This window comes from Bacillus sp. FSL M7-1345 (assembly GCF_038006985.1).
Classification (GTDB): Bacteria; Bacillota; Bacilli; order Bacillales; family Bacillaceae_G; genus Bacillus_A; species Bacillus_A cereus_U.
The window spans coordinates 3,796,568-3,816,613 of record NZ_JBBOWG010000001.1 but is presented as its reverse complement, the minus strand read 5'-3'; the positions used below and the strand labels follow the sequence as shown (position 1 = coordinate 3,816,613).

The following is a 20,046-nucleotide window of genomic DNA, read 5'->3' as shown; positions in this document are numbered from 1 at the left end:
TTATGCGGCCTCCTTCGCTTCTTTTTCTTCTGTTACTCGTTTTAAACCAATTACTCCGAAGAAGATTAAACCGATTAATAAAACTTTTACGATAGAGAAAGGTTCTCCGAAGATGAAAATCTCTGTCAGAACGATTCCACCAGCTCCAATTCCTGTAAAGACTGCGTATACAGTGCCGACAGGTAAATCTTTATAAGCTCTAAATAATAAGATGAAACTAATTGTAATTAATAGAGCAACACCAGCCCACTCAAGTGGTGCCTCCGCTTTTTTAAGTCCAATAACCCAAAAGATTTCAATAATACCAGCTATGATTACATAAATCCATGCCATATGTCATTTCTCCTTCCTACCAGTCGTTAGGTGAAGGGCTTAAAAACGACGCATTGCAAAGGAGCAATCCGTCAGTTTGAAAGTCCGCGCCAAAATACTTTCCAAGAAGCTTCTAAACGTGTCTCAAAACGATTTAAACCTGCGTATAGTAGTTCAACCATAAGGCCGTCAAGTAAGCATAAAAAAGCCTCCAAAGCGTCTTTTACTTCAATGTTATGCAGTTCATCTTGTTCGCTTGCTCTTTTAAACACAGGGAATAAAAGTTTTCCGACATTTTCAATGTGTACATTCGCTTTATCAATAATTTGTTCGCGAAATGCATCCGGCGGAAAATAAGAAGTTCGTAACCAAAACATTGATTCTTCACTTTCACCAAATCGTTTTGCATAGCCTTTTAACAAATTTAAGAGCAATTCTTCAGTAGACGATTTTGAAAAATTTTCGATATCGTCTGTGAAGCTTTGCAAATCTTTTTGAAGAGCGGATTCCAAGCATGTAAAATATAGCTCTTCTTTTCCTTTAAAGTGTGCGTAAATCGATGGTTTTTTAATCCCAACTTCTTGAGCAATATTTGCTAATGAAGTTCCTTCGTAGCCGTAGCGCGCGAAATGAGAAAGTGCTACAGCTTTAATGCGGTTTGCTGTCATTTTCATCCCCTACCTACCGTTCGTTAGATTAATTATATGAGATGAAAAATATAAAGTCAATAGGTGGAGCTGAAAAAAGAGCGCTATAATTAACGCTCCTTTTTCAGACTGTTTTTCGCTCAATTAAATGGAATGAAAGTTCTTCTGAGTTCCCAATAATTTGTTCGTTTTGCATCTGTTTATGAAATAAAGAAAAAGCACGTGATCCCATCGTGAGACCGGGGTGTTCAATAGTTGTAATTTCTAATGCTTTTGAAATTTCATGGTTATCAAATCCCAGGATAGCGAGGTCTTCAGGTATGCGAATGCCATGTTTTTTTGCCTCTGTTAATAAACCAGCAGCAACTTGATCGTTCGCTGTGAAAATAGCGGTTGGGCGATTTTTCATGTTTAAAATACGGTGAAGTATTTTTGCCCCGTCCTGCATCGTATAACATTGATGAAAAACCCAATCAGGGTGCACTGTTTTTCCTTCGTGACGAAGGGTATCGGCGAAAGCTTTTTCACGCTCGATTGAATTAACACTTGTTTTTCTTGCTAAACAAATGCCGATTTTTTCATGACCTTTACTGAGTAAATAGGAAGTACCGAGACGGAAGCCCTCATAATGATCTACATAGACAGATGAAATGAGAGGATGGTTCATTTTTTCACATGAAATAATAGGGGCAAATTTTGCAAACGGTTCAATTTGTTCCCATGAACTCGTGCGAGAGCAAATAATCATCCCATCAAATTGCTTCATTTTCATCATTTCAAGAACGCGAATTTCTGCAATACTATCGTAATTCGTTTGGCATAAATTAATATGATATCCAGCTGCTAACGCTTCGTTTCCGATTCCTTCAATAATGGTACTGAAGTACGGAACATTAATAAAAGGTAGCATAACGCCAATTGTATATGTTTTACCTTTTATTAAATGGATAGCATTTATATTTTTTGCATAGTTCAATTCTTCAACTGCATCTAGAACACGCTTACGTTTTTCTTCTTTTACGTAAGGATGATTATTAAGGACACGGGAAACCGTTGATATGGATACACCAGCAGTTTTTGCAATTTGTTTTATATTGGCCATATGTATCACCTCTTTACTCAATTATAAGGGGAAAATAATAAGAATGAAAAAATCTTGACCTGAAAAGCTTTTCACAATCTATGTTATAAGCATGACTTCTGTTGCTCGCGTAACCTTTTTATTTGGGCGTAAGAGTAGCGGGGTCTTTTTTATGTCTGCAAAGAATTTTTGTCAAAATGTGTGAGAATAACGTGGGAAGTTTTCGGAGGAAGCGTTTGATAACGAAGCGAATAGAAGAGAGTATAAACGCTTCGCTCGTTAAGAGGGAGGTATGAAAGGGCGGAAACAAATTGAAAAAAGGAATCATTTGTTTCGTGTTTTCTAGTGTAATACTTAGCTCATGTTCATTTCAACAAACGATACAAGAAGAAAAAACATTTGTAGGAACAACAGGAGGGGCTAAGGACCGTGTTACTGATCCGATTCCGCTAAAGGAAATTCCAAAATATTTTCCGGCGAAGTTTAAAGTTCCAACGTTTTTACCTTATGACATTACGAGTGATGTGAAGGGAGAGGTAAGAACGATGGGAAAGAAGAATGCTGTCTTAACGATTAAATATAAGCAACAAGAGAAAGGAAGGCACGATTATATAGAATTAACAGTGGCCAACTTTTCTTACAGTTTTCCATACCTCGTAGAAGAGAATCGATTTCAAGAACAAATGAAATTGAATAATGGAGCACCTGCTTATTTTAAAAATAAGGATGATTACGAGCGAGGGGACGAATTTGCTACGCTTATATGGAAAGAGAAGGGGATTGAATACCAGCTATTATATCGTAATGTAGATGAGAAAGATGAAGATGTGATTAAACAAAATCTACTGTACATTGCGAACAATATGGAATAAAAAAACTAGCTGTATCGTGCAGCTAGTTTTTTGTATGTTATTTCTTTTTAATTTTGCCTGACCAAGATTTAAATCCACCTTTTAATTGGTAGAAATCTGTGTAGCCTTGTTTTTTTAAGTATTGAGCTGCACGACCTGTACGGAATCCACTTTGGCAATATAAATAAACCGGTTGATCTTGGCGAAGTTCTTTGTGGCGAAGGCGAATTTGTGATAATGGAATGTTACGCGCACCTAAAATATGTCCCGCGTTAAATTCATCTGCTTCGCGAATATCGATAAGCTGTGCTTTACGGTAGCCAGCGCGAAATTCTTCTTCTGAAAGTGTTTTAATTAATTTTTTCTGATAGAAATACATCCATACAGTGTAGCCGATGAATGCTGCAATTGCGGCTAGTATAATAATCAAGTTTGTTGACACGATTCTATCGCTCCCTTTTTTCTTATCCTACTTTCAATATTATAATGCCCATATGTATTTATGCAACAGATTCATTTGTATATAAGAAGAAATTTCGTATTCTTTCACAAATTTTGTCGAATTTGGTAGACTAGAGAATGTGAAAAATAATTGGTTATATGAGGTGCAGGATGGGAAAAGAAAAATGGTGTTATATTAACTCTGGTCAATGTTCACCAGCATTTAATATGGCGTTAGATGAATGTTTATTAAATTGGCAAAGTGAAAAGAAAATGCCACCAACAATTCGTTTTTACGAATGGGAAGTACCAACATTAACAGTCGGGTATTTTCAGCGTGTTGAAAAAGATATAAATATGGATGTAGTTAACGAAAAGAAATATGGATTCGTTCGTCGTCAAACAGGCGGCAGGGGTGTACTACATGACAAAGAATTAACGTACAGTGTTATTGTGTCTGAAGATCATCCGGATATGCCAAAAACAGTTACAGAAGCATACCGCGTTATTTCGCAAGGCTTATTAGACGGTTTTAAGGCATTAGGATTAGAAGCGTATTATGCGGTTCCGAAAACAGAAGCGGATCGTGAGAATTTAAAAAATCCGCGTTCAGGAGTATGTTTTGATGCACCATCTTGGTATGAAATTGTAGTTGAAGGAAGAAAAATCGCAGGTAGTGCTCAAACACGTCAAAAAGGTGTTATCTTACAGCACGGTTCTATTCCGTTAGAAATAGATTTAGATGAGTTATACGATCTATTTTTATTCCCGAATGAACGTGTAAAAGAGCGTATGAAAAACATGTTTTCTTCTAAAGCGGTAGCGATTAATGAATTAACAGACCGTACATTTACGATTGAACAGTTAATTCAAGCGTTTGAAACTGGATTTGAAAAAGGTTTAGATATAGAGCTTGTGCCGTATGAACTAACAGAAGAACAGCTTCATGAAGTTCAAACATTAGCAAAAGAGAAGTATGAAAGTAATGAATGGAATTATAAAAAATAAGGAGATGGCGACCGCCATCTCCTTATTTTTATAGTAAATTAAGTACTTTTTCTACTTTGATTCCTTTATCTTGTAAAGAACGAAGGCGATTTACAACGTCCATAATTTCTTTGTCGAATGTAACGCTAATACCTTGGCTTTGTAGCTCTTTTTTTAATCCTTCAATAGAATCATCTATGTCGATGCCAAGCTCGTAATCTTGACAAACTTCAATTGTCTTTTTCACAAGTTTAACATAATTTTCTTGTAGTTTTGTATTTGTTTCAGTCAAAGCAGGTTGCTTCGGTTTTGCAGGAGTAACCGGTGCTGTCTCTTGCTTTGTAACTGGAGTAGGTACTGCTTTTTTCACAGGTGCTGGAGTAGATAGTTCTACAGCTGCTTCAACACTTACTGACTTCGGCGTTGGTACCGGAGTAGGCTTAGGTGTTATAGCGGGTGTTTCTACACGCATAACAGGTTTAGGAGCGGGTGTAACTGCTTTAGGAGCCTCTACAACTACTTCTTTGTTCGGAGTAGCTTCTACAACTGTTTCTTCTTGCTCAGCAGCTTCTTTATTTTCTTTGCTCCACATAACGCGTTCAATTTCTAGAGAAACATTGTTCTTATTCATCGCTGTTAATGTAACTTTACCAACTTCCGCGTTCCCAGTGAAATCAACAATTTTATAAATAACACTCTTGTTCCAATCCACGTTTCCGCTCAAAAATAATTCTTCGTTACATTTCGGCGTTAAGCCCTCGATTTTAATTTCTGCGTTTACACCGTTTTCACTATATACCATAATTAGCGAAGCATTTACATCTTCGTCTGCTAACATTAGTTCACGTACCATTTTGCCGGTGCGTACTTGCGTTTTCTTCTTAACTGACATCAAATTTCTCCTCTCAAAAACTCAGTAATAATAAAAAAATCGTATAACGAAAAATAATTGCTCACGAAGATTTATGATACCGATAATAAAAGCATCACGTCAACAATTAACTTTAATTATTTTGCATTTTTCTTATTTTCTTTATGAAATTTTTCGATTTGTAAAATTATACAGAAGAAAAACAGCCGTTTGAAGGGCTGTTAAAACGTGGAAAACTTTAATCTGTGTTAATTTTTCTTTGCTTCCCATACTAACGAGAGGAGGGAAGCATATGAAACCATTTATGCCAAAACTCGTTTACTTTGAACCGAGGGCACTCGAATATCCGCTTGGAAAAGAGCTTTATGAGAAGTTTACGAAGATGGGATTAGAAATTCGTGAAACGACATCACACAATCAAATTAGAAATTTGCCAGGCGAAAATGAATTGCAAAAGTATCGTAATGCAAAAGCAACACTTGTCGTTGGGGTGAGGAAGACGTTAAAGTTCGATACATCAAAACCGTCAGCTGAATATGCAATTCCGCTTGCAACAGGGTGTATGGGACATTGTCATTATTGTTATTTGCAAACGACGCTTGGGAATAAACCTTACGTTCGCGTGTATGTGAATCTAGATGAAATATTTGAGAAGGCAAAGCAATATATGGATGAAAGGGCCCCTGAAATAACAAGATTTGAAGCGGCGTGTACATCAGACATCGTTGGAATTGATCATTTAACGCATGCATTAAAGCGGGCGATAGAGTTCATCGGAGAAAGTGAATATGGACGTTTACGTTTCGTTACGAAATATTCACACGTCGATCATTTATTAGATGCAAAGCATAATGGGAAAACACGTTTTCGATTTAGTATTAATTCACGTTATGTGATTAAAAATTTTGAGCCGGGGACATCACCGTTTGAAAAGCGAATTGAGGCGGCACGTAAAGTAGCAGGAGCTAATTATCCACTTGGTTTTATTGTTGCACCAATTTATATGCATGAGGGATGGGAAGAGGGATACCGCGAATTATTTGAGCGCTTGTACAATGCGTTAAAAGACATGACGATACCAAATTTAACGTTCGAATTAATTCAACATCGCTTTACGAAACCGGCAAAAAAGGTCATTCAAGAGCGTTATCCAAATACAAAGCTTGAAATGGATGAAGAGAAGCGTAAATATAAATGGGGACGATACGGGATTGGGAAATATGTATATCAAAAGGATGATGCAGAAGTATTGGAAGAAACAATAAGAGGTTATATATATGAGTATTTTCCTGATGCAGAAATTCAATATTTTACATAAGGGGAACCTGTATTCTTTTTTTGTTTTATATATTTAGGCTCGTTTCCACCTTGTCACGTTATTCTTTCTGGTGTATCATTTTATTGATTGCTTCGTACGGAATAAGCAAAATGAAATTGGATGGAGGAAACCGATGCCTACCCCTAGTATGGAAGATTATATTGAACAAATTTATTTGTTGATTGATGAAAAGGGTTATGCCCGTGTATCTGATATTGCTGAAGCGCTTAGTGTACATCCATCCTCTGTAACAAAAATGGTGCAAAAATTAGACAAAGACGAATATCTAATTTATGAAAAATATAGAGGGCTTGTATTAACATCAAAAGGTAAAAAAATCGGAGAACGTCTCGTATATCGTCATGAATTGTTAGAACAGTTTATGCGCATTATCGGTGTGGATGAAAGCAAAATTTATAATGATGTAGAAGGAATTGAACATCATTTAAGTTGGGAATCAATTGACCGTATCGGTGATTTAGTACAATACTTTGAACAAGATGAAGTTCGAGTAGAAACACTTCGTGGTGTTCAAAAAGCAAATGAAGAGAAAAGTAATTAAGGGGAACGTGTGGCGTTTCCTTTTTTATTTCAATCGAAAAGGACGGGAGAATAATGAAAGCAATTATTTTTGATTTTGATGGATTAATTGTGGACACAGAAACAATATGGTTTCACTCTTTCAGAGATGCTGTTCGTGAATACGGCGGCGAGTTACCTTTAGAGGAATTTGCAAAATGTATTGGAACGACAGATGAAGTGCTTTATGCATATTTAAAAGAGCAATTAAAAGAAAAATTTAACGAGCATGCATTAAAGGGAAAAGTAACAACTTTACATAAAGAGAAAATGAAAATACCAAAAGCGCGTGACGGGGTAAAAGAATATTTAGAAGAAGCGAAAGAACTTGGATTGAAAATCGCATTAGCCTCTAGTTCATCTAGGGAGTGGGTCGTTCGTTTTTTAGAAGAGCTACAAATTAGAGATTATTTTGAAGTGATTAAAACGAGAGAAGATGTAGAGAAGGTAAAACCAGATCCAGCTCTTTATAAAGTTACGATAGAAGAATTAGGAATTGAACCATCAGAAGCTGTTGTATTTGAAGATTCATTAAATGGATTGAAAGCAGCGGTGGCAGCAGGATTAAAGTGTGTCGTCGTGCCTAATGATGTGACAAGAAATTTGCAATTTGAAAACCATCACCTTCGTATCGAAAGTATGAAAGAGAAAAGTTTGAAAGAAGTGCTTCAACATATAAAGTGAAACTTTAATCAGTAGGGTTTTTCGCATCTTCCACTGATTATTAGCTCCGCGCCAACCGGGGTAAAAAAAGACCGTATTTCCTAAAAGGAAGCACGGTCTTTCTTTTTGTTTTTTTTACCTTCAATGACAGTTAAATGAGATTGTTTTCTTTTTCTTTTCAACGATGGAGAATTACCCTTTTTCCCCTTGTCATCAGAAGCATTTCGTTTCAAGAAAGAATTGCTTAGGGGTGCTACATTTTGTTTCCCGTGTTTGCGGTTCGATTGTTTCGCTGCACGCTTATATGAGCTTTGCGAATTTGCAGAACCACTAGAGTTTGTAAACATTTTGTAGAGTAAGTAAAAGATACCGACGACAGCCAACATGATACCAATGTTTTTCAATACTAGCATTGGATTTGTAATAACAGATGAAACAAGGCCGAATATTGCTAATCCGATAATAAGCACAAATATAGCGAATGTAAACGAACGACCGTTCATAAGGGACACCTCCTAAAAACATATATTAAAATTAGTATATTAACGATGAGGAAAGGAGTTGAACACCATTTTTAAATAATTATTGTTTGTTTTCTAAACGTAATAATTCTTCAAACGATGCGATTGCAACTTCCGCTTGATCATCTGTTGGTTCTTTTGTTGTTAATAGTTGCAGCCATAATCCTGGATATCCAAGTACTCGCAAAACAGGGACATCTCGTAATCGATTGGTAAATTGTAATACTTCAAAAGAAATACCGAGAACAACTGGAATTAATAAAATTCGGTTTACTACCCTTGCCCAAAGCGGATCTGTAGGGACGAGGAAATAGACAAACATTCCAATAATGACCGTAAATATAATAAAGCTACTGCCACAGCGATAATGGAGGCGAGTTTGCTTTTGAACATTTTCTACAGTCAGTGGAAGATTATTCTCATAAGCATTGATTACTTTATGTTCCGCACCGTGGTACTGAAATACCCGCTTAATAAGTGGGGTTAAAGAAATGAAGTATATATAGCTCAATAATAGCATGAGCTTAATGACACTTTCGACAATGATTTGCCCTGTATGAGATGGGAAAATCGGTCTCGTTAATTCAGCTAAAAGTGCAGGAACTGCTGTGAAAATTACTTTACCGAATATGAACGATAAAACGCCAACTGCTGCAACTCCTAATACCATCGTTAATTTTGATTGTTCTTCTTTTTTATTTGCAAATTGTTCATCATCTTCGGGGTGGACATCAAATCGTTCTGAAGCAAAGTTTAAATGTTTCGCTCCATTCGCACTTGCATCCACAATAGCGGCAATACCTCGTAAAAATGGAATCTTCTTTAGTAGAGACAATGCTTTATTACGAACGCGTGGTAAATGATAAAATTCAATCGATTTATCTTTACGACGAACCGCTGTAACAGTATATTCTCTACCGCCAAACATAACTCCTTCTATGACTGCCTGCCCGCCATATATTTGTTTTGACTCTTCTGCCATGTTAACACCAACCTGTATTTGTTTCTCTCTTATGTAGAAAAAGAGGCAATTGTCATACTTGGTTCTGTCATCTTGAAATAAGACAATCACCGAGTTTCCTTTATTTTATCGACAAATACAGGTAGATGACAAGTGAAAATGTTACGAGAGTCGGACATTTCTTATTCTTTTTATAGACAAATTTTGCAGGATTTAAACATGCTTCAAAATAGTTTCGGGCATACTATTGAGCGGAGGTGTCAATGTGAATCAAGAACAATCAACAATAAGAAACTTTGTACAAATTGGTTTATTTGGTGGCTTATTTTGGGGAGGGATATGGTATTTCCTTCATATATTCTCATTTACAGAAGCTGGCCCTAACTATTTACTTTTACCGTTTGCATTTGGAGATTGGAAAGAAGGGGTTTGGGGAAATGTACTAGGTATCGTTTGTATGGGACTTCTTTCAATTTTAGTGGCATTTCTCTATAAAGCTCTTTTTAAAAAGTTTGAAGGAGTATTACCTGGCGTACTATACGGTTTGTTTTGGTGGGCATTATTATTTTTGGGGATGGGGCTAATGGCACCTGTTATTAAAAGTGCACTCCATTTACCGAAAGAAACAATTGTAACGACAATATGTATCTTTATATTATATGGTGTTTTTATTTCGTATTCTGTAGCATTCGAATCGAATAATACGAATAGAGGAGAAGGGGCCGAGAAGACAAACTATTCAAATAAGTGATTCCTATGTTAAAATGTCGTATAGACATTCTTTAATATTAAGGGGTTTTAAGAAAATGAAAAAGTTACTCCTCGTAAACGGTCCGAACCTAAATCGCCTTGGCGTTAGGGAAGTAAATGTATACGGAAAAGGAACGTTAGCGACGCTTGAAGCAGATATGAAACAAGAAGCAGAAAAAATGGGAGTGGAATTAGAATGTTTCCAATCGAATCATGAAGGTGCTCTTATTGACATCATTCATGAGGCTGATGACATATATGAAGGAATCATTCTAAATCCGGGTGCATTTACGCATTATAGCTACGCGATTCGGGATGCTATCGCAAGCGTGTCGATTCCAGTTATTGAAGTACATATTTCTAACATTCACGGGCGTGAGTCGTTTCGTCATGAATCTGTGACAGCGGCTGTTTGTGCGGGACAAATTGTTGGATTTGGTTTTTATGGCTATAAGCTAGCGCTATTTGCATTAATGGAGAAATTGAGGGAGGCATAAAGTAATGGAAAAGATCGAGAGATTAAGAAGTGCGTTTGATGAGGCTGGTATTGACGGTATCGTATTAACGAATGAACATAGCCGTAGATATATGGCGAATTTCACAGGAACAGCTGGTGTTGTACTAATTTCAAAAGAGCGTGCTCTATTTATTACAGATTTCCGTTATGTAGAGCAAGCTAGTAAGCAAGCGGCTGGATACGAAATAGTGCAGCATGCAGGATTAATTCTTGATGAAGTTGCGAAACAAGTTAAAGAACTTGGAATTCAAAAGCTAGGCTTTGAGCAAGATACTCTTACATATAGCTCTTACGTAACGCATAATGAAGCGATCGAAGCTGAATTCATCCCAACTTCTGGGCTTGTAGAAAAGTTACGCTTGATAAAGACTGATTCAGAGATTAAGATATTAAAGGAAGCTGCACAGATTGCAGATGCTGCCTTTGAGCATATTCTATCATTCATTCGCCCGGGAGTATCTGAAATTGAAGTGTCAAATGAACTTGAATTTTTCATGAGAAAACAAGGAGCAACATCTTCTTCGTTTGATATTATCGTTGCTTCAGGTCTTCGTTCGGCATTACCGCACGGCGTGGCATCTGAAAAAGTGATAGAAAAAGGAGATTTCGTCACATTAGACTTCGGCGCTTATTACAAAGGATATTGCTCTGATATTACTCGTACGATTGCAGTCGGTGAACCATCTGATAAATTAAAAGAAATTTATAATATCGTTTTAGAAGCACAACTACGTGGTGTGAACGGTATTAAAGCTGGTTTAACGGGTCGTGAGGCTGATGCATTAACGCGTGATTACATAACGGAAAAAGGATATGGTGAATACTTCGGACACTCTACTGGTCATGGAATCGGTCTTGAAATCCATGAAGCACCAGGTTTAGCGTTCCGTTCTGATACAGTACTTGAACCAGGTATGGCTGTAACAGTAGAACCAGGTATTTATATTCCAGGTGTTGGCGGGGTACGTATTGAAGATGATATCATTGTAACAAGTGAAGGTAATGAAGTAATAACGAAATCACCAAAAGAACTTATTATTTTGTAATACACAGGAGGATTTTTTTACATGATTTCAGTAAACGATTTTCGTACAGGTTTAACAATTTCAGTGGACAATGCCCTTTGGCAAGTAATGGATTTCCAACACGTAAAGCCAGGTAAAGGTGCTGCATTCGTTCGCTCTAAACTACGTAACCTTCGCACAGGATCTGTTCAAGAGAAAACATTCCGTGCAGGTGAAAAAGTAGAAAAAGCACACATCGAAAACCGTCGTATGCAATACTTATACGCGAGCGGTGAGTCTCACGTATTTATGGATAACGAAACTTATGAGCAAATCGAACTTGGCGAAAACCAAATCGAGCGCGAATTAAAATTCTTAAAAGAAAACATGGGAGTATCTATTATGACATACCAAGATGAAGTACTTGGTGTTGAACTTCCGAACACAGTTGAATTAACAGTGTCAGAAACAGAGCCTGGTATTAAAGGTGACACAGCTTCTAACGTAACAAAACCAGCTAAATTAGAAACTGGTCTTGTTGTACAAGTACCAATCTTCATTAACGAAGGCGAAATGCTTATCATCAACACTGGTGAAGGTAAATACGTTTCTCGTGCATAGTAGAAAAGCACTCGTGATTATCACGAGTGCTTTTTTTTATCCCGTTATTTGCGGGCTAATAATCAGTGGGGGATGAACAACTCCCCCACTGATTATAGTTTCACTTTATAGGAAATAGGGAAGATAGTAAATTGCGGTTATAACAAAACTAACTGTGACGAGTGAAAGGGTACCCATAATATATGGAGTCAAAACAATTTGAAACGGGCGTATTTCACCAGTTTCAATACCGGTAAAAGTTTTATTCGTTGCATGATCCATATTGTTATTTCTAAAGGTACTCATAATAATTAACCACGTAATTGCAAATATTGCTAGACTGCCAAGGAAAAAGCTCTCCATAAATGACCAGCCGACCATTTTTGAAAAAAGATAAATAATAGCTAATTCTATTACAATTGTTAAACTAATTTTCAATCCCTTCATATTTTCCCCCCCTCATTTTGTACTTCCAACCAATTTGAAAATTTTTCGCATGATACAACATGCAGTACGCAAGGTGATTTTACTTCTTTCTCCAAAGCAGCGTGTACGTCTGGAAATTGTTTTTCCGCATGTAATGAAATGTAAGGTAGTTTCTCTTGTGCTTTTAAAGAGCGAATGTTAGTCGTTTTAGCACCGGCAAATACGTATGTAAGTTGCAAGTCTAAAAAAGCGATTTTAAAGATCTCTTTTTTAGCAGCTTCGTTATATCCTCTTCCCCAATATTGATAGCCGAGCCAACTTCCAATATGTGAGTGCTTTTGTTCGTAATTAATATGTTTAAGTGTCGTGAGGCCAATTACTTCATTTTCCTCACTTACAATCACTCTTGATAAGGAGTGTTTTTTTCGTTCCTCTCCAATTGCAAAAAGAATGAATGCCTTTGTATCTTCCACTGAATCTACTTTTATCCCTAATGCATTTTTCATATGTGGATTGCTTGATAGCTCAAAAATCACATTTGCATATCGTAAATCGAGTGGTAATAAAGTAACTTCCTTCATCATCTATGCTCCTTTTCTATTAAATATACCATAAATTAATGATAATATTCAGATTTTAATAAAATCGATAGAGAAAAATTATGTTTTTACTTCTGAAATAGACAACCTCTGCATATGGTTGTACAAATATATTTTTTTTCAGAATAAGGAAGTAGTAACTGTTATGGGAGAAGGTGGGAGAATGAAACAGTGGCTAGCGGCAATGGAAACATCCGTGCTTGTTATGGGGTTACTTCGGTTGTTTTCAGGTAGCGCGGAAATATTCGCCGCTTTGCTTATGCTTTACGTGAATGATGCGAAGAAAGCATTGTTTATAAATGGTATGTTGGCGTTTGTTGGACCGACCGTATTAATTTTAACAATGACAATTGGCATAGCGAGTGTAGCAAGTGAGATTTCTTTCTTGAAACTCTTTTTTCTAGCGCTTGGAATTGGCTGCATTTTTATCGCGTTGTTGAAATAGTAAGTCGAGTATAGTGGGGAGAAGCTTATGAAAGAAGTATTAGAAGTTTTACCGAAAACGATGAGACAGTTAGTTGAAGGCTGTAAACAATACGATGCTCTAGAGGAAATTCGTGTTCGAATTGGAAGACCACTAGAGTGTATCGCACATGGAGAAGTGTTTTTCTATGACTATATCGCTACAGCGGAAGATGCAATCCATTTATTGAATAAATTAAGTCAATTCTCAATTTATACGATGGAAGAGGAATTGAAACGTGGATATGTGACACTACGAGGAGGACATAGAATTGGTCTAGCTGGAAAAGTCATTACAGAAAAAAGTGCAGTGAAAATGATTCGGGATGTCTCTTCTTTTAATATTCGGATTGCCCGTCAAAAAATAGGGATTGCTGAGCCGCTTCTGCCATATCTTTATGAATCACGATGGTTAAACACGATGGTAATAGGCCCACCGCAAACGGGGAAAACAACACTTTTAAGAGATGTAGCACGCTGTATGAGTCAAGGTGTAAGTGCTTCGAAAATTCCTTCATGTAAAGTGGGGATTGTTGATGAACGATCAGAAATTGCGGGCTGTGTGAAAGGAATCCCGCAATATGACTTTGGCGTGCGAGTAGATGTATTAGACGCTTGTCCAAAAGCTGAAGGAATGATGATGATGATTCGTTCTATGAGCCCAGACATATTAATCGTAGATGAAATTGGACGTAAAGAAGATAGTGAAGCGATTATGGAGGCGGTACATGCCGGCGTTCAGCTTTTTATAAGTGCACATGGATTTTCTTATGATGATGTTGTGAAACGTCCATCGTTACAGGCGGTGCTGGAACTTGGTGTATTTGATAGGTTTGTGGAATTATCAAAAGCGAGAGGGCCAGGAACAGTTATGCAAGTGAAAGATAGAGATGGAAAACCAGTATTATCCCATAGAAAGGTTCAAGGCGTATGGTGAAAATATTTGGTGCGGTATTAATAGTTGCTGTTAGCACTTTTTTCGGATTTTCATACGCTAAAAGGTACAGTGAGAGACCGCGGCAACTTAGGTTATTGAAGGCAGCATTGCAATCATTAGAAGCTGAAATTATGTATGGACACACGCCGTTATCTGAGGCTGCAGAGCGTTTAGTCAAACAAATGCCGAAGCCGTTAAATTGGATATTTCAAAGCTTTTCGAAACGGCTAGAGGACGGGGAGCAAACAGTTAGAGAAGCTTGGATTGATAGTTTGAAGGAGAACTGGACGTTAACGGCGTTTAAACAAACCGAGTATGAAATACTGCAACAATTTGGTGAAACACTTGGACAACATGATCGTGAATCACAGCAAAAACATATTCGCTTATGTATTACACATTTGGAGAGAGAAGAAGGAGAAGCGAAAGCATTACAACTACAATATGAAAAAATGATAAAGAGTTTAGGGGTACTAGCAGGGCTACTTATCGTAATTTTACTGCTATAGGGGGGAGAAAGGCGATGTCCATTGATGTTGGATTAATATTTCAAATCGCCGGAATCGGCATTGTTTTAGCTTTCATTCATACTGTACTAAAAGAATTAAAGCGAGAGGATATTGCAAATTGGGTTATCCTTGTCGGTTTTGTCGTTATTTTGTTTCATGTTGCATTTTTAATTAATACTCTATTCGACAAGATTAAAAGTGTCTTTCTCTTCCAGTAAAGGAGGCGGTTCGAATCGAAATTATACAAATTGTCGGATTAGGCCTCGTTGCTACATTTTTAGCTGCTGTTTTAAATCAGCATAAGTCTAGTATTACATCGTTATTTATTGTATTCATTGGTAGCATGATGTTTCTTCTCTTAATCGATCAAATTCATTCTATTTTACAAATGATTGAGAGAGTGGCGAGTGAAGCGAAGGTTAGCAACGTATATGTAGAAACGTTATTGAAAATTATAGGGATTGCTTATATCGCTGAGTTTGGTGCGCAAATTACAAAGGATGCTGGTCAAGGTGCAATCGCTTCGAAAATTGAATTAGCTGGGAAAATCTTAATTCTCGTCATGGCAATTCCTATTTTGACGGTTGTAATTGAAACAATTCTCGGTTTTTTACCTACGGGATAAGGGGGAGTGAATGTTGAGGGAGTTTGGAGCTAAGCTATTATTTGCTTGCTTCCTTTTCTTTTCTTTACCGATTGTTGTACAAGCTTCTCCTATAGAAACAAACGTCGTTGATCAACAATTGGATAAGCTCGGAATTGAAGATGTGAAGCAATTTTGGGACGGGCTTGTTACAAAGTATGGAGGCTATTTACCAGAGAGTCAAAAAGGAAGCTTTATGGAGTTTGTAAAGGGAGAAAAAGAGTTCTCCATAAAAGAGTGGATGATAGGTTTACTAAAATATTTATTTCACGAGCTTGTTGCAAATGGAAAGTTACTTGGAACGCTCATTATGTTAACGATTTTCAGTGCATTGTTGCAATCGTTGCAATCTGCTTTTTCAAAGAGTAGCGTGAGTAAAATCGCTGATGCAGTCGTATACATGGTACTTATTATTTTCGCTTTAAATAGTTTTTATGTCGTCATGACATATGCAAGAGAGACGATACAAACAATGGTAGATTTCATACTAGCGTTATTACCAATTTTACTTGCACTCATAGCAACAGGCGGCGGTGTTGTTTCTGTATCATTTTTTCATCCAATCATCATTTTCTTAATGAATACGAGTGGGCTTCTTATGAACTATATCGTTCTACCACTTTTATTACTTGCAACTATATTAAGTATTGTAAGCACGATGAGTGATCAATATAAAGTTACGAAATTGTCCAAGCTTTTGCAAAACGTTAGTGTTGGGATTATTGGTATCTTTTTGACGGTTTTTTTAGGCGTATTATCTGTACAGGGAACAGCGTCAGCCGTTGCTGATGGTATAGCTGTGAAAACGGCTAAATTTGTAACAGGAAACTTCATTCCTGTAGTAGGAAGGATGTTTACTGAGGCGGCAGATACTGTTATTAGTGCATCTGGATTATTAAAAAACACAGTCGGAATTATCGGGCTCGTTATTTTATGCTTAATTGTCGCTTTCCCAGCGATTCAAATTTTTTGTATCGCGTTTATTTATAAATTCGCAGCAGCAGTATTGCAACCAGTAGGCGGAGGAGCAATTATTCAATGTTTAGATATCATTGGACGAAGTATCATTTACGTATTTGCTTGCTTAGCTATCGTATCATTTATGTTCTTTTTAAGTATCACAATTATTATTGCTGCCGGGAACATTACTCTCATGATGCGGTAGGAGGTGAAGAGTGTGCAATTTGTTACAGAGTGGATTAGAAATATTATCGTTTTTTTACTCTTAGCGACAATGCTTCATCTTATTCTTCCAAATTCAAATTTGCAAAAGTACGTTAAATTCGTTGTAAGTCTATTGTTAGTCGTATTAATTTTAACGCCTTTATTTAAGTTGTTACAAACAGATGTAAATGAAGTTATCGCAAATTTCAATGAAGAAAAGTACGTAGCAGATGGATCTGTAAAAAATTCGATAGATTCGAAGAAAAAAGAAATACAAGCTCTAACACGTGCATATAGTTTAGAAGAGATGGCTACCAAAATGAAAAAAGACGTAGGAAAAGAGTTTGAGAAAAAGTATGGTATGACAGTCTCTGAAATACAAATAGTCGCAGTGGAACATGCAGAAGAAGTAAAGTCAGCGAAAGATATTCAATCTGTTGTTGTGACGTTGAAAGAAAAAGAACGTAGTAAAAATGATGCAATCGAAACAGTAAAGCCAATTGAAATTAATATGAAAGAACCTCCAAAAAAAATAGAAGAAACGAATGTAGAAATGAAAGGTTTCTTTTCAAGCAGGTGGCAACTAGAGGATAAACAAATCCAAGTTCAGACGGAAGGGAGGACAGGTAGCGTAAATGGACAATAAAGATAAAAATTCGAGGTTCTCATTTTTTCGAAACCTATTAAATGGGGATGGAAAAGAAAGTAATGAGAAGGGGAAAAAGGTAACACCTAAGTTTTTGCTTGTCCTACTCATACTTGGGATTGCGCTTATGTTTTCTAGTAATTTCTTATCACCTAAAAAAGAAGAAGTGCCTGTGTTTAAAGAAAAGACAAGTCAAAGCCAAGATAAAGATGTACCAACTTTCGGTCAAAAAAACAATGATAATATGTCAAATGTAGAAAAATACGAAAAAGCGTATGAACAAGAATTGAAAGCTTCTTTAGAAGAGATAGCCGGAGTAAAAGACGTAACTATTAAAGTGAACCTAGATTCATCTGAAGAAAAAATACTCGAGAAAAATACAGTAAAACGTTCACAAACGACAGGTGAAACTGATAAAGCAGGCGGTAAAAGGGAAGTAGAAGACGAGTCTCTTGATGAAAAGACAGTCATTATACGTGAAGGTGATAAAGAAACTCCAATTGTTTTGCGAACAGAGAAACCGAAAGTACGAGGTGTTCTGGTCGTAGCAAAGGGAGTGGATAATATACAAATAAAAGCAATGGTAAAAGAAGCTGTGACGCGATTATTAGATGTACCAGCTCATCGTGTTTCAGTATCACCGAAAAATGGATAGGGAGGAAATAAAGTGTTAAAAAAACAAACGGTTTGGCTATTAACGATGTTAAGTTTAGTGGTTGTGCTATCTGTTTATTACGTAACAACTCCTGATAAAATGAATACAGCAACACCGGCAACGGGTGAAAAGATGGGACAAGAAAAGCAAGGTGCTGATAAAGCAGTTACAAAAGAAACAACGAAAGAAACTACAAATAAAGAGACAACAAAAGAAAGTACAAGCAAGGAAACTACAAATAAAGAAACAGACAAAAAAGAGAATGATAAAAAAGAAACAAGTAAAAAAGAGGCTAGCGTAACAGTTCAATCAAGCGATGAGAATTTCACAGCGTTACGTATGCAAATGGAAGATCAGCGTAGTGTAGAGAAAGAAAAGTTACAAAATGTAATGAAGTCATCAAAATCTTCAGCAGAAGAAAAGAGTAAAGCGAAAGATAATCTTGATGCAATCACTACAATGGAAACGAAGCAACAATTACTTGAGACAGTGATTAAATCTCAAGGTGGATATAAGGATGCTCTTGTAAGAGCTGATGGAACGGACATTAAAGTAACAGTTAAATCGGCAAAGCATTCACAAAAAGAAGCGAATAAAATTATTCAGCTCGTAAGAAGTGAGGGTGGTTCAAAAGATGTAGGTGTGAAATTTGATCCATCAGTAAAATAAAGTGGCATATTCATTATAATGGGTGTTTTTTCTTCAAATTAGATAAAAGAATAATAGAAAAAAGCTATCGTTTTCGATAGCCTTTTTCTATTTCATCTTTGCAGTTGTATTTAGTATTTTCAATTGGAAACGGGGAAATACGCTGTGAGTAAAAGATTAATGGTTCATGATGATGGTGATTACTTTTTCCAGATTTGACGTGGATGAAGAGGACCAATGCCCAAATCACTACGGCAGGCAAGAACAGGATGAGCCATATCATATGTCCGCACCTCACTACAATAAATTTTCTACACTTTGAACATACTATTCTTTTATGAAGGAAGAATGAACGGCACGTAAACAAAAAAAAAATATTTGGTAAAAATATGTTTTTTTACCGTAGATAAAATGAAGAATGCTGAGGGAATTACGTTTTTATACTGTACAGTTTTGAAAAAGTAAAGAATGTTTTTTAGGAAGTGGTCTTGCCAATTTTGTGTGAAACTTGGTATTATTACTAGGTAATAATTTTTTGGTGGAATAATATTTTTACAGGAGTTTCGATTTATAATAAAGAAATATAAATTGGAATGTTTAAAAAATTTAGCGTAAGATGGGAATAGTAAATATTTCTATTAGTAAATGTCATAGGAATAAATTTTCTAATAGAATACATCGTATTTTTACAGTAAATCAGTTTGATGCCAATCTGTAAAAACGGGACAAACAAGAGTATGGGAGTGGATTTTACATGTTTAAAATTCAAGAAGTTCGTGAATTAATTAAATTAATTGATAGCTCTAATATTGATGAATTTGAATACAAAAAAGACGGTACAACAATCAAAATGAAAAAACGTGGTAATGAAGTTGTTGCTGTGCAAGCACCGGTAACGAAACAGGTAGTACAACCAGCAGCATCTGTTGAAGTAGAAACAACAGTAGCGGCAGCGCAAGTAGAAGTGCAAAAACAAGAAGAAGAGAAAGCTGTTCAAAATGAAAACCTACATAAAATCACATCACCGATGGTAGGGACATTTTATTCCTCTTCTTCGCCTGATACACCTCAATATGTAAGTGTTGGGGACAGAGTATCGAAAGATTCTATCGTATGTATTGTTGAAGCTATGAAATTATTTAACGAAATTGACGCAGATGTAGAGGGCGAAATTGTTGAAATTCTTGTTAATAACGGACAGCTTGTTGAGTATGGACAACCGCTATTTCTTGTAAAAGCGTAATAAGGGAGTCT

At 36.4% G+C, this 20,046-nt stretch carries 28 protein-coding genes and 1 pseudogene; 19 read left to right on the top strand and 10 right to left on the bottom strand.

Features of this window, described 5'->3' with window-relative positions; translation table 11 throughout:
* From MHB76_RS19900 to MHB76_RS19890, 3 genes are all read right to left on the bottom strand, one after another.
* Complete coding sequence (locus MHB76_RS19900) at nt 1-333, bottom strand: DMT family transporter (RefSeq protein WP_002160508.1); 333 nt, start codon at nt 331-333, stop codon at nt 1-3.
* 71 nt (nt 334-404) lie between these two features.
* Nucleotides 405-986: a TetR/AcrR family transcriptional regulator gene (locus MHB76_RS19895; RefSeq protein WP_070144833.1), complete on the bottom strand. Its 582-nt coding sequence runs from the start codon at nt 984-986 to the stop codon at nt 405-407.
* Nucleotides 987-1,083: 97 nt separating this feature from the next.
* Entirely contained in the window at nt 1,084-2,061 is a 978-nt protein-coding gene (locus MHB76_RS19890; protein WP_078172827.1) for a LacI family DNA-binding transcriptional regulator, read from the bottom strand.
* Between the two features lie 314 nt (nt 2,062-2,375).
* Here MHB76_RS19890 and MHB76_RS19885 point away from each other — a divergent pair, with 314 nt between their 5' ends.
* Entirely contained in the window at nt 2,376-2,912 is a 537-nt protein-coding gene (locus MHB76_RS19885; protein ID WP_002160511.1) for a hypothetical protein, read from the top strand.
* Between the two features lie 37 nt (nt 2,913-2,949).
* Here MHB76_RS19885 and MHB76_RS19880 read toward each other — a convergent pair whose 3' ends face one another.
* Nucleotides 2,950-3,333: a rhodanese-like domain-containing protein gene (locus MHB76_RS19880; protein WP_002034000.1), complete on the bottom strand. Its 384-nt coding sequence runs from the start codon at nt 3,331-3,333 to the stop codon at nt 2,950-2,952.
* Between the two features lie 170 nt (nt 3,334-3,503).
* Here MHB76_RS19880 and MHB76_RS19875 point away from each other — a divergent pair, with 170 nt between their 5' ends.
* Nucleotides 3,504-4,340 carry a lipoate--protein ligase family protein gene (locus tag MHB76_RS19875; protein ID WP_002145776.1) on the top strand — a complete coding sequence of 279 codons (837 nt, stop codon included), beginning with the start codon at nt 3,504-3,506 and terminating at the stop codon, nt 4,338-4,340.
* Between the two features lie 28 nt (nt 4,341-4,368).
* On the opposite strand, the gene MHB76_RS19870 is transcribed toward MHB76_RS19875, so the two are convergent.
* The gene (locus tag MHB76_RS19870) at nt 4,369-5,211 is read right to left on the bottom strand and encodes a hypothetical protein (RefSeq protein WP_002111777.1); all 843 of its coding nucleotides are present in this window, start codon (nt 5,209-5,211) and stop codon (nt 4,369-4,371) included.
* 271 nt (nt 5,212-5,482) lie between these two features.
* On the opposite strand from MHB76_RS19870, the gene splB reads away from it, so the two are divergent.
* The 3 genes from splB to MHB76_RS19855 all read left to right on the top strand — a co-directional run bounded on the left by splB (nt 5,483) and on the right by MHB76_RS19855 (nt 7,771).
* Nucleotides 5,483-6,508: a spore photoproduct lyase gene (splB, locus tag MHB76_RS19865; RefSeq protein WP_078172828.1), complete on the top strand. Its 1,026-nt coding sequence runs from the start codon at nt 5,483-5,485 to the stop codon at nt 6,506-6,508.
* 133 nt (nt 6,509-6,641) lie between these two features.
* Nucleotides 6,642-7,070, top strand: a complete 429-nt coding sequence (gene mntR / locus MHB76_RS19860; RefSeq protein ID WP_001143080.1) for a transcriptional regulator MntR — start codon at nt 6,642-6,644, stop codon at nt 7,068-7,070.
* Nucleotides 7,071-7,123: 53 nt separating this feature from the next.
* Entirely contained in the window at nt 7,124-7,771 is a 648-nt protein-coding gene (locus tag MHB76_RS19855; protein WP_002111771.1) for an HAD family hydrolase, read from the top strand.
* An 80-nt stretch (nt 7,772-7,851) separates the two neighbouring features.
* Here the strand turns inward: MHB76_RS19855 and MHB76_RS19850 are convergent, their stop codons facing one another.
* Nucleotides 7,852-8,253 (bottom strand): SA1362 family protein, encoded by a 402-nt coding sequence (locus MHB76_RS19850; RefSeq protein ID WP_016106131.1) that lies wholly within the window; start codon nt 8,251-8,253, stop codon nt 7,852-7,854.
* A 79-nt stretch (nt 8,254-8,332) separates the two neighbouring features.
* Nucleotides 8,333-9,253: a DUF1385 domain-containing protein gene (locus MHB76_RS19845; RefSeq protein WP_078172829.1), complete on the bottom strand. Its 921-nt coding sequence runs from the start codon at nt 9,251-9,253 to the stop codon at nt 8,333-8,335.
* 244 nt (nt 9,254-9,497) lie between these two features.
* On the opposite strand from MHB76_RS19845, the gene MHB76_RS19840 reads away from it, so the two are divergent.
* Genes MHB76_RS19840 through efp form a run of 4 tightly spaced genes read left to right on the top strand, consistent with a single transcriptional unit; the run spans nt 9,498 to nt 12,124 of the window.
* Entirely contained in the window at nt 9,498-9,983 is a 486-nt protein-coding gene (locus tag MHB76_RS19840) for a YqhR family membrane protein (RefSeq protein WP_016106130.1), read from the top strand.
* Nucleotides 9,984-10,038: 55 nt separating this feature from the next.
* On the top strand, nt 10,039-10,479 hold the full coding sequence (gene aroQ / locus MHB76_RS19835) for a type II 3-dehydroquinate dehydratase (protein WP_078172830.1): 441 nt from the start codon (nt 10,039-10,041) through the stop codon (nt 10,477-10,479).
* Nucleotides 10,480-10,483: 4 nt separating this feature from the next.
* Nucleotides 10,484-11,545: a Xaa-Pro dipeptidase gene (gene pepQ / locus MHB76_RS19830; protein WP_002160522.1), complete on the top strand. Its 1,062-nt coding sequence runs from the start codon at nt 10,484-10,486 to the stop codon at nt 11,543-11,545.
* Between the two features lie 21 nt (nt 11,546-11,566).
* Nucleotides 11,567-12,124: an elongation factor P gene (gene efp, locus MHB76_RS19825; protein WP_002033989.1), complete on the top strand. Its 558-nt coding sequence runs from the start codon at nt 11,567-11,569 to the stop codon at nt 12,122-12,124.
* 105 nt (nt 12,125-12,229) lie between these two features.
* On the opposite strand, the gene MHB76_RS19820 is transcribed toward efp, so the two are convergent.
* Nucleotides 12,230-12,550, bottom strand: coding sequence for a hypothetical protein (locus tag MHB76_RS19820; protein ID WP_078172831.1), 321 nt, complete (start codon nt 12,548-12,550; stop codon nt 12,230-12,232).
* Nucleotides 12,531-13,113, bottom strand: a pseudogene (locus MHB76_RS19815) (GNAT family N-acetyltransferase). Before MHB76_RS19815 ends, MHB76_RS19820 begins: the two are co-directional and overlap by 20 nt.
* A gap of 178 nt (nt 13,114-13,291) precedes the next feature.
* Here MHB76_RS19815 and MHB76_RS19810 point away from each other — a divergent pair.
* From MHB76_RS19810 to MHB76_RS19770, 9 genes are read left to right on the top strand one after another with little or no spacing between them, the layout of a single operon-like run.
* The gene (locus tag MHB76_RS19810; RefSeq protein WP_000816054.1) at nt 13,292-13,573 is read left to right on the top strand and encodes a YqhV family protein; all 282 of its coding nucleotides are present in this window, start codon (nt 13,292-13,294) and stop codon (nt 13,571-13,573) included.
* Between the two features lie 27 nt (nt 13,574-13,600).
* The gene (gene spoIIIAA / locus MHB76_RS19805) at nt 13,601-14,527 is read left to right on the top strand and encodes a stage III sporulation protein AA (protein WP_078172832.1); all 927 of its coding nucleotides are present in this window, start codon (nt 13,601-13,603) and stop codon (nt 14,525-14,527) included.
* Nucleotides 14,521-15,036, top strand: coding sequence for a stage III sporulation protein SpoIIIAB (gene spoIIIAB / locus MHB76_RS19800; RefSeq protein WP_002088574.1), 516 nt, complete (start codon nt 14,521-14,523; stop codon nt 15,034-15,036). Before spoIIIAA ends, spoIIIAB begins: the two co-directional genes overlap by 7 nt.
* 14 nt (nt 15,037-15,050) lie before the next feature.
* Nucleotides 15,051-15,254: a stage III sporulation protein AC gene (gene spoIIIAC, locus MHB76_RS19795; RefSeq protein WP_000020914.1), complete on the top strand. Its 204-nt coding sequence runs from the start codon at nt 15,051-15,053 to the stop codon at nt 15,252-15,254.
* A gap of 23 nt (nt 15,255-15,277) precedes the next feature.
* Nucleotides 15,278-15,661 carry a stage III sporulation protein AD gene (gene spoIIIAD / locus MHB76_RS19790; RefSeq protein ID WP_078172833.1) on the top strand — a complete coding sequence of 128 codons (384 nt, stop codon included), beginning with the start codon at nt 15,278-15,280 and terminating at the stop codon, nt 15,659-15,661.
* Between the two features lie 10 nt (nt 15,662-15,671).
* The gene (spoIIIAE, locus tag MHB76_RS19785; protein WP_002160525.1) at nt 15,672-16,844 is read left to right on the top strand and encodes a stage III sporulation protein AE; all 1,173 of its coding nucleotides are present in this window, start codon (nt 15,672-15,674) and stop codon (nt 16,842-16,844) included.
* A 12-nt stretch (nt 16,845-16,856) separates the two neighbouring features.
* Nucleotides 16,857-17,489, top strand: coding sequence for a stage III sporulation protein AF (gene spoIIIAF / locus MHB76_RS19780; RefSeq protein ID WP_002160526.1), 633 nt, complete (start codon nt 16,857-16,859; stop codon nt 17,487-17,489).
* Nucleotides 17,479-18,144, top strand: a complete 666-nt coding sequence (gene spoIIIAG / locus MHB76_RS19775; RefSeq protein WP_078172834.1) for a stage III sporulation protein AG — start codon at nt 17,479-17,481, stop codon at nt 18,142-18,144. Before spoIIIAF ends, spoIIIAG begins: the two co-directional genes overlap by 11 nt.
* 12 nt (nt 18,145-18,156) lie before the next feature.
* Nucleotides 18,157-18,813 carry a SpoIIIAH-like family protein gene (locus MHB76_RS19770; protein WP_199708800.1) on the top strand — a complete coding sequence of 219 codons (657 nt, stop codon included), beginning with the start codon at nt 18,157-18,159 and terminating at the stop codon, nt 18,811-18,813.
* Nucleotides 18,814-18,877: 64 nt separating this feature from the next.
* On the opposite strand, the gene MHB76_RS19765 is transcribed toward MHB76_RS19770, so the two are convergent.
* Nucleotides 18,878-19,075, bottom strand: coding sequence for a DNA recombination protein RecO (locus MHB76_RS19765; protein ID WP_078172836.1), 198 nt, complete (start codon nt 19,073-19,075; stop codon nt 18,878-18,880).
* Nucleotides 19,076-19,546: 471 nt separating this feature from the next.
* On the opposite strand from MHB76_RS19765, the gene accB reads away from it, so the two are divergent.
* A complete protein-coding gene (gene accB / locus MHB76_RS19760; RefSeq protein WP_002160528.1) occupies nt 19,547-20,035 on the top strand; it encodes an acetyl-CoA carboxylase biotin carboxyl carrier protein in 489 nt (162 codons plus the stop codon).
* Nucleotides 20,036-20,046: the final 11 nt, after the last annotated feature.

What these genes read in the sequence shown, in the direction of transcription:
- MHB76_RS19900 (WP_002160508.1), bottom strand. Translation starts at nt 333, where the DNA reads ATGGCATGGATTTATGTAATCATAGCTGGTATTATTGAAATCTTTTGG.
- spoIIIAE (WP_002160525.1), top strand. Translation starts at nt 15,672, where the DNA reads ATGTTGAGGGAGTTTGGAGCTAAGCTATTATTTGCTTGCTTCCTTTTC.
- mntR (WP_001143080.1), top strand. Translation starts at nt 6,642, where the DNA reads ATGCCTACCCCTAGTATGGAAGATTATATTGAACAAATTTATTTGTTG.
- aroQ (WP_078172830.1), top strand. Translation starts at nt 10,039, where the DNA reads ATGAAAAAGTTACTCCTCGTAAACGGTCCGAACCTAAATCGCCTTGGC.
- spoIIIAA (WP_078172832.1), top strand. Translation starts at nt 13,601, where the DNA reads ATGAAAGAAGTATTAGAAGTTTTACCGAAAACGATGAGACAGTTAGTT.
- accB (WP_002160528.1), top strand. Translation starts at nt 19,547, where the DNA reads ATGTTTAAAATTCAAGAAGTTCGTGAATTAATTAAATTAATTGATAGC.
- efp (WP_002033989.1), top strand. Translation starts at nt 11,567, where the DNA reads ATGATTTCAGTAAACGATTTTCGTACAGGTTTAACAATTTCAGTGGAC.
- MHB76_RS19895 (WP_070144833.1), bottom strand. Translation starts at nt 986, where the DNA reads ATGAAAATGACAGCAAACCGCATTAAAGCTGTAGCACTTTCTCATTTC.
- pepQ (WP_002160522.1), top strand. Translation starts at nt 10,484, where the DNA reads ATGGAAAAGATCGAGAGATTAAGAAGTGCGTTTGATGAGGCTGGTATT.
- MHB76_RS19845 (WP_078172829.1), bottom strand. Translation starts at nt 9,253, where the DNA reads ATGGCAGAAGAGTCAAAACAAATATATGGCGGGCAGGCAGTCATAGAA.
- MHB76_RS19820 (WP_078172831.1), bottom strand. Translation starts at nt 12,550, where the DNA reads ATGAAGGGATTGAAAATTAGTTTAACAATTGTAATAGAATTAGCTATT.
- MHB76_RS19850 (WP_016106131.1), bottom strand. Translation starts at nt 8,253, where the DNA reads ATGAACGGTCGTTCGTTTACATTCGCTATATTTGTGCTTATTATCGGA.
- spoIIIAG (WP_078172834.1), top strand. Translation starts at nt 17,479, where the DNA reads ATGGACAATAAAGATAAAAATTCGAGGTTCTCATTTTTTCGAAACCTA.
- MHB76_RS19870 (WP_002111777.1), bottom strand. Translation starts at nt 5,211, where the DNA reads ATGTCAGTTAAGAAGAAAACGCAAGTACGCACCGGCAAAATGGTACGT.
- splB (WP_078172828.1), top strand. Translation starts at nt 5,483, where the DNA reads ATGAAACCATTTATGCCAAAACTCGTTTACTTTGAACCGAGGGCACTC.
- spoIIIAC (WP_000020914.1), top strand. Translation starts at nt 15,051, where the DNA reads ATGTCCATTGATGTTGGATTAATATTTCAAATCGCCGGAATCGGCATT.
- MHB76_RS19855 (WP_002111771.1), top strand. Translation starts at nt 7,124, where the DNA reads ATGAAAGCAATTATTTTTGATTTTGATGGATTAATTGTGGACACAGAA.
- spoIIIAB (WP_002088574.1), top strand. Translation starts at nt 14,521, where the DNA reads ATGGTGAAAATATTTGGTGCGGTATTAATAGTTGCTGTTAGCACTTTT.
- MHB76_RS19810 (WP_000816054.1), top strand. Translation starts at nt 13,292, where the DNA reads ATGAAACAGTGGCTAGCGGCAATGGAAACATCCGTGCTTGTTATGGGG.
- MHB76_RS19875 (WP_002145776.1), top strand. Translation starts at nt 3,504, where the DNA reads ATGGGAAAAGAAAAATGGTGTTATATTAACTCTGGTCAATGTTCACCA.
- MHB76_RS19890 (WP_078172827.1), bottom strand. Translation starts at nt 2,061, where the DNA reads ATGGCCAATATAAAACAAATTGCAAAAACTGCTGGTGTATCCATATCA.
- MHB76_RS19765 (WP_078172836.1), bottom strand. Translation starts at nt 19,075, where the DNA reads ATGATATGGCTCATCCTGTTCTTGCCTGCCGTAGTGATTTGGGCATTG.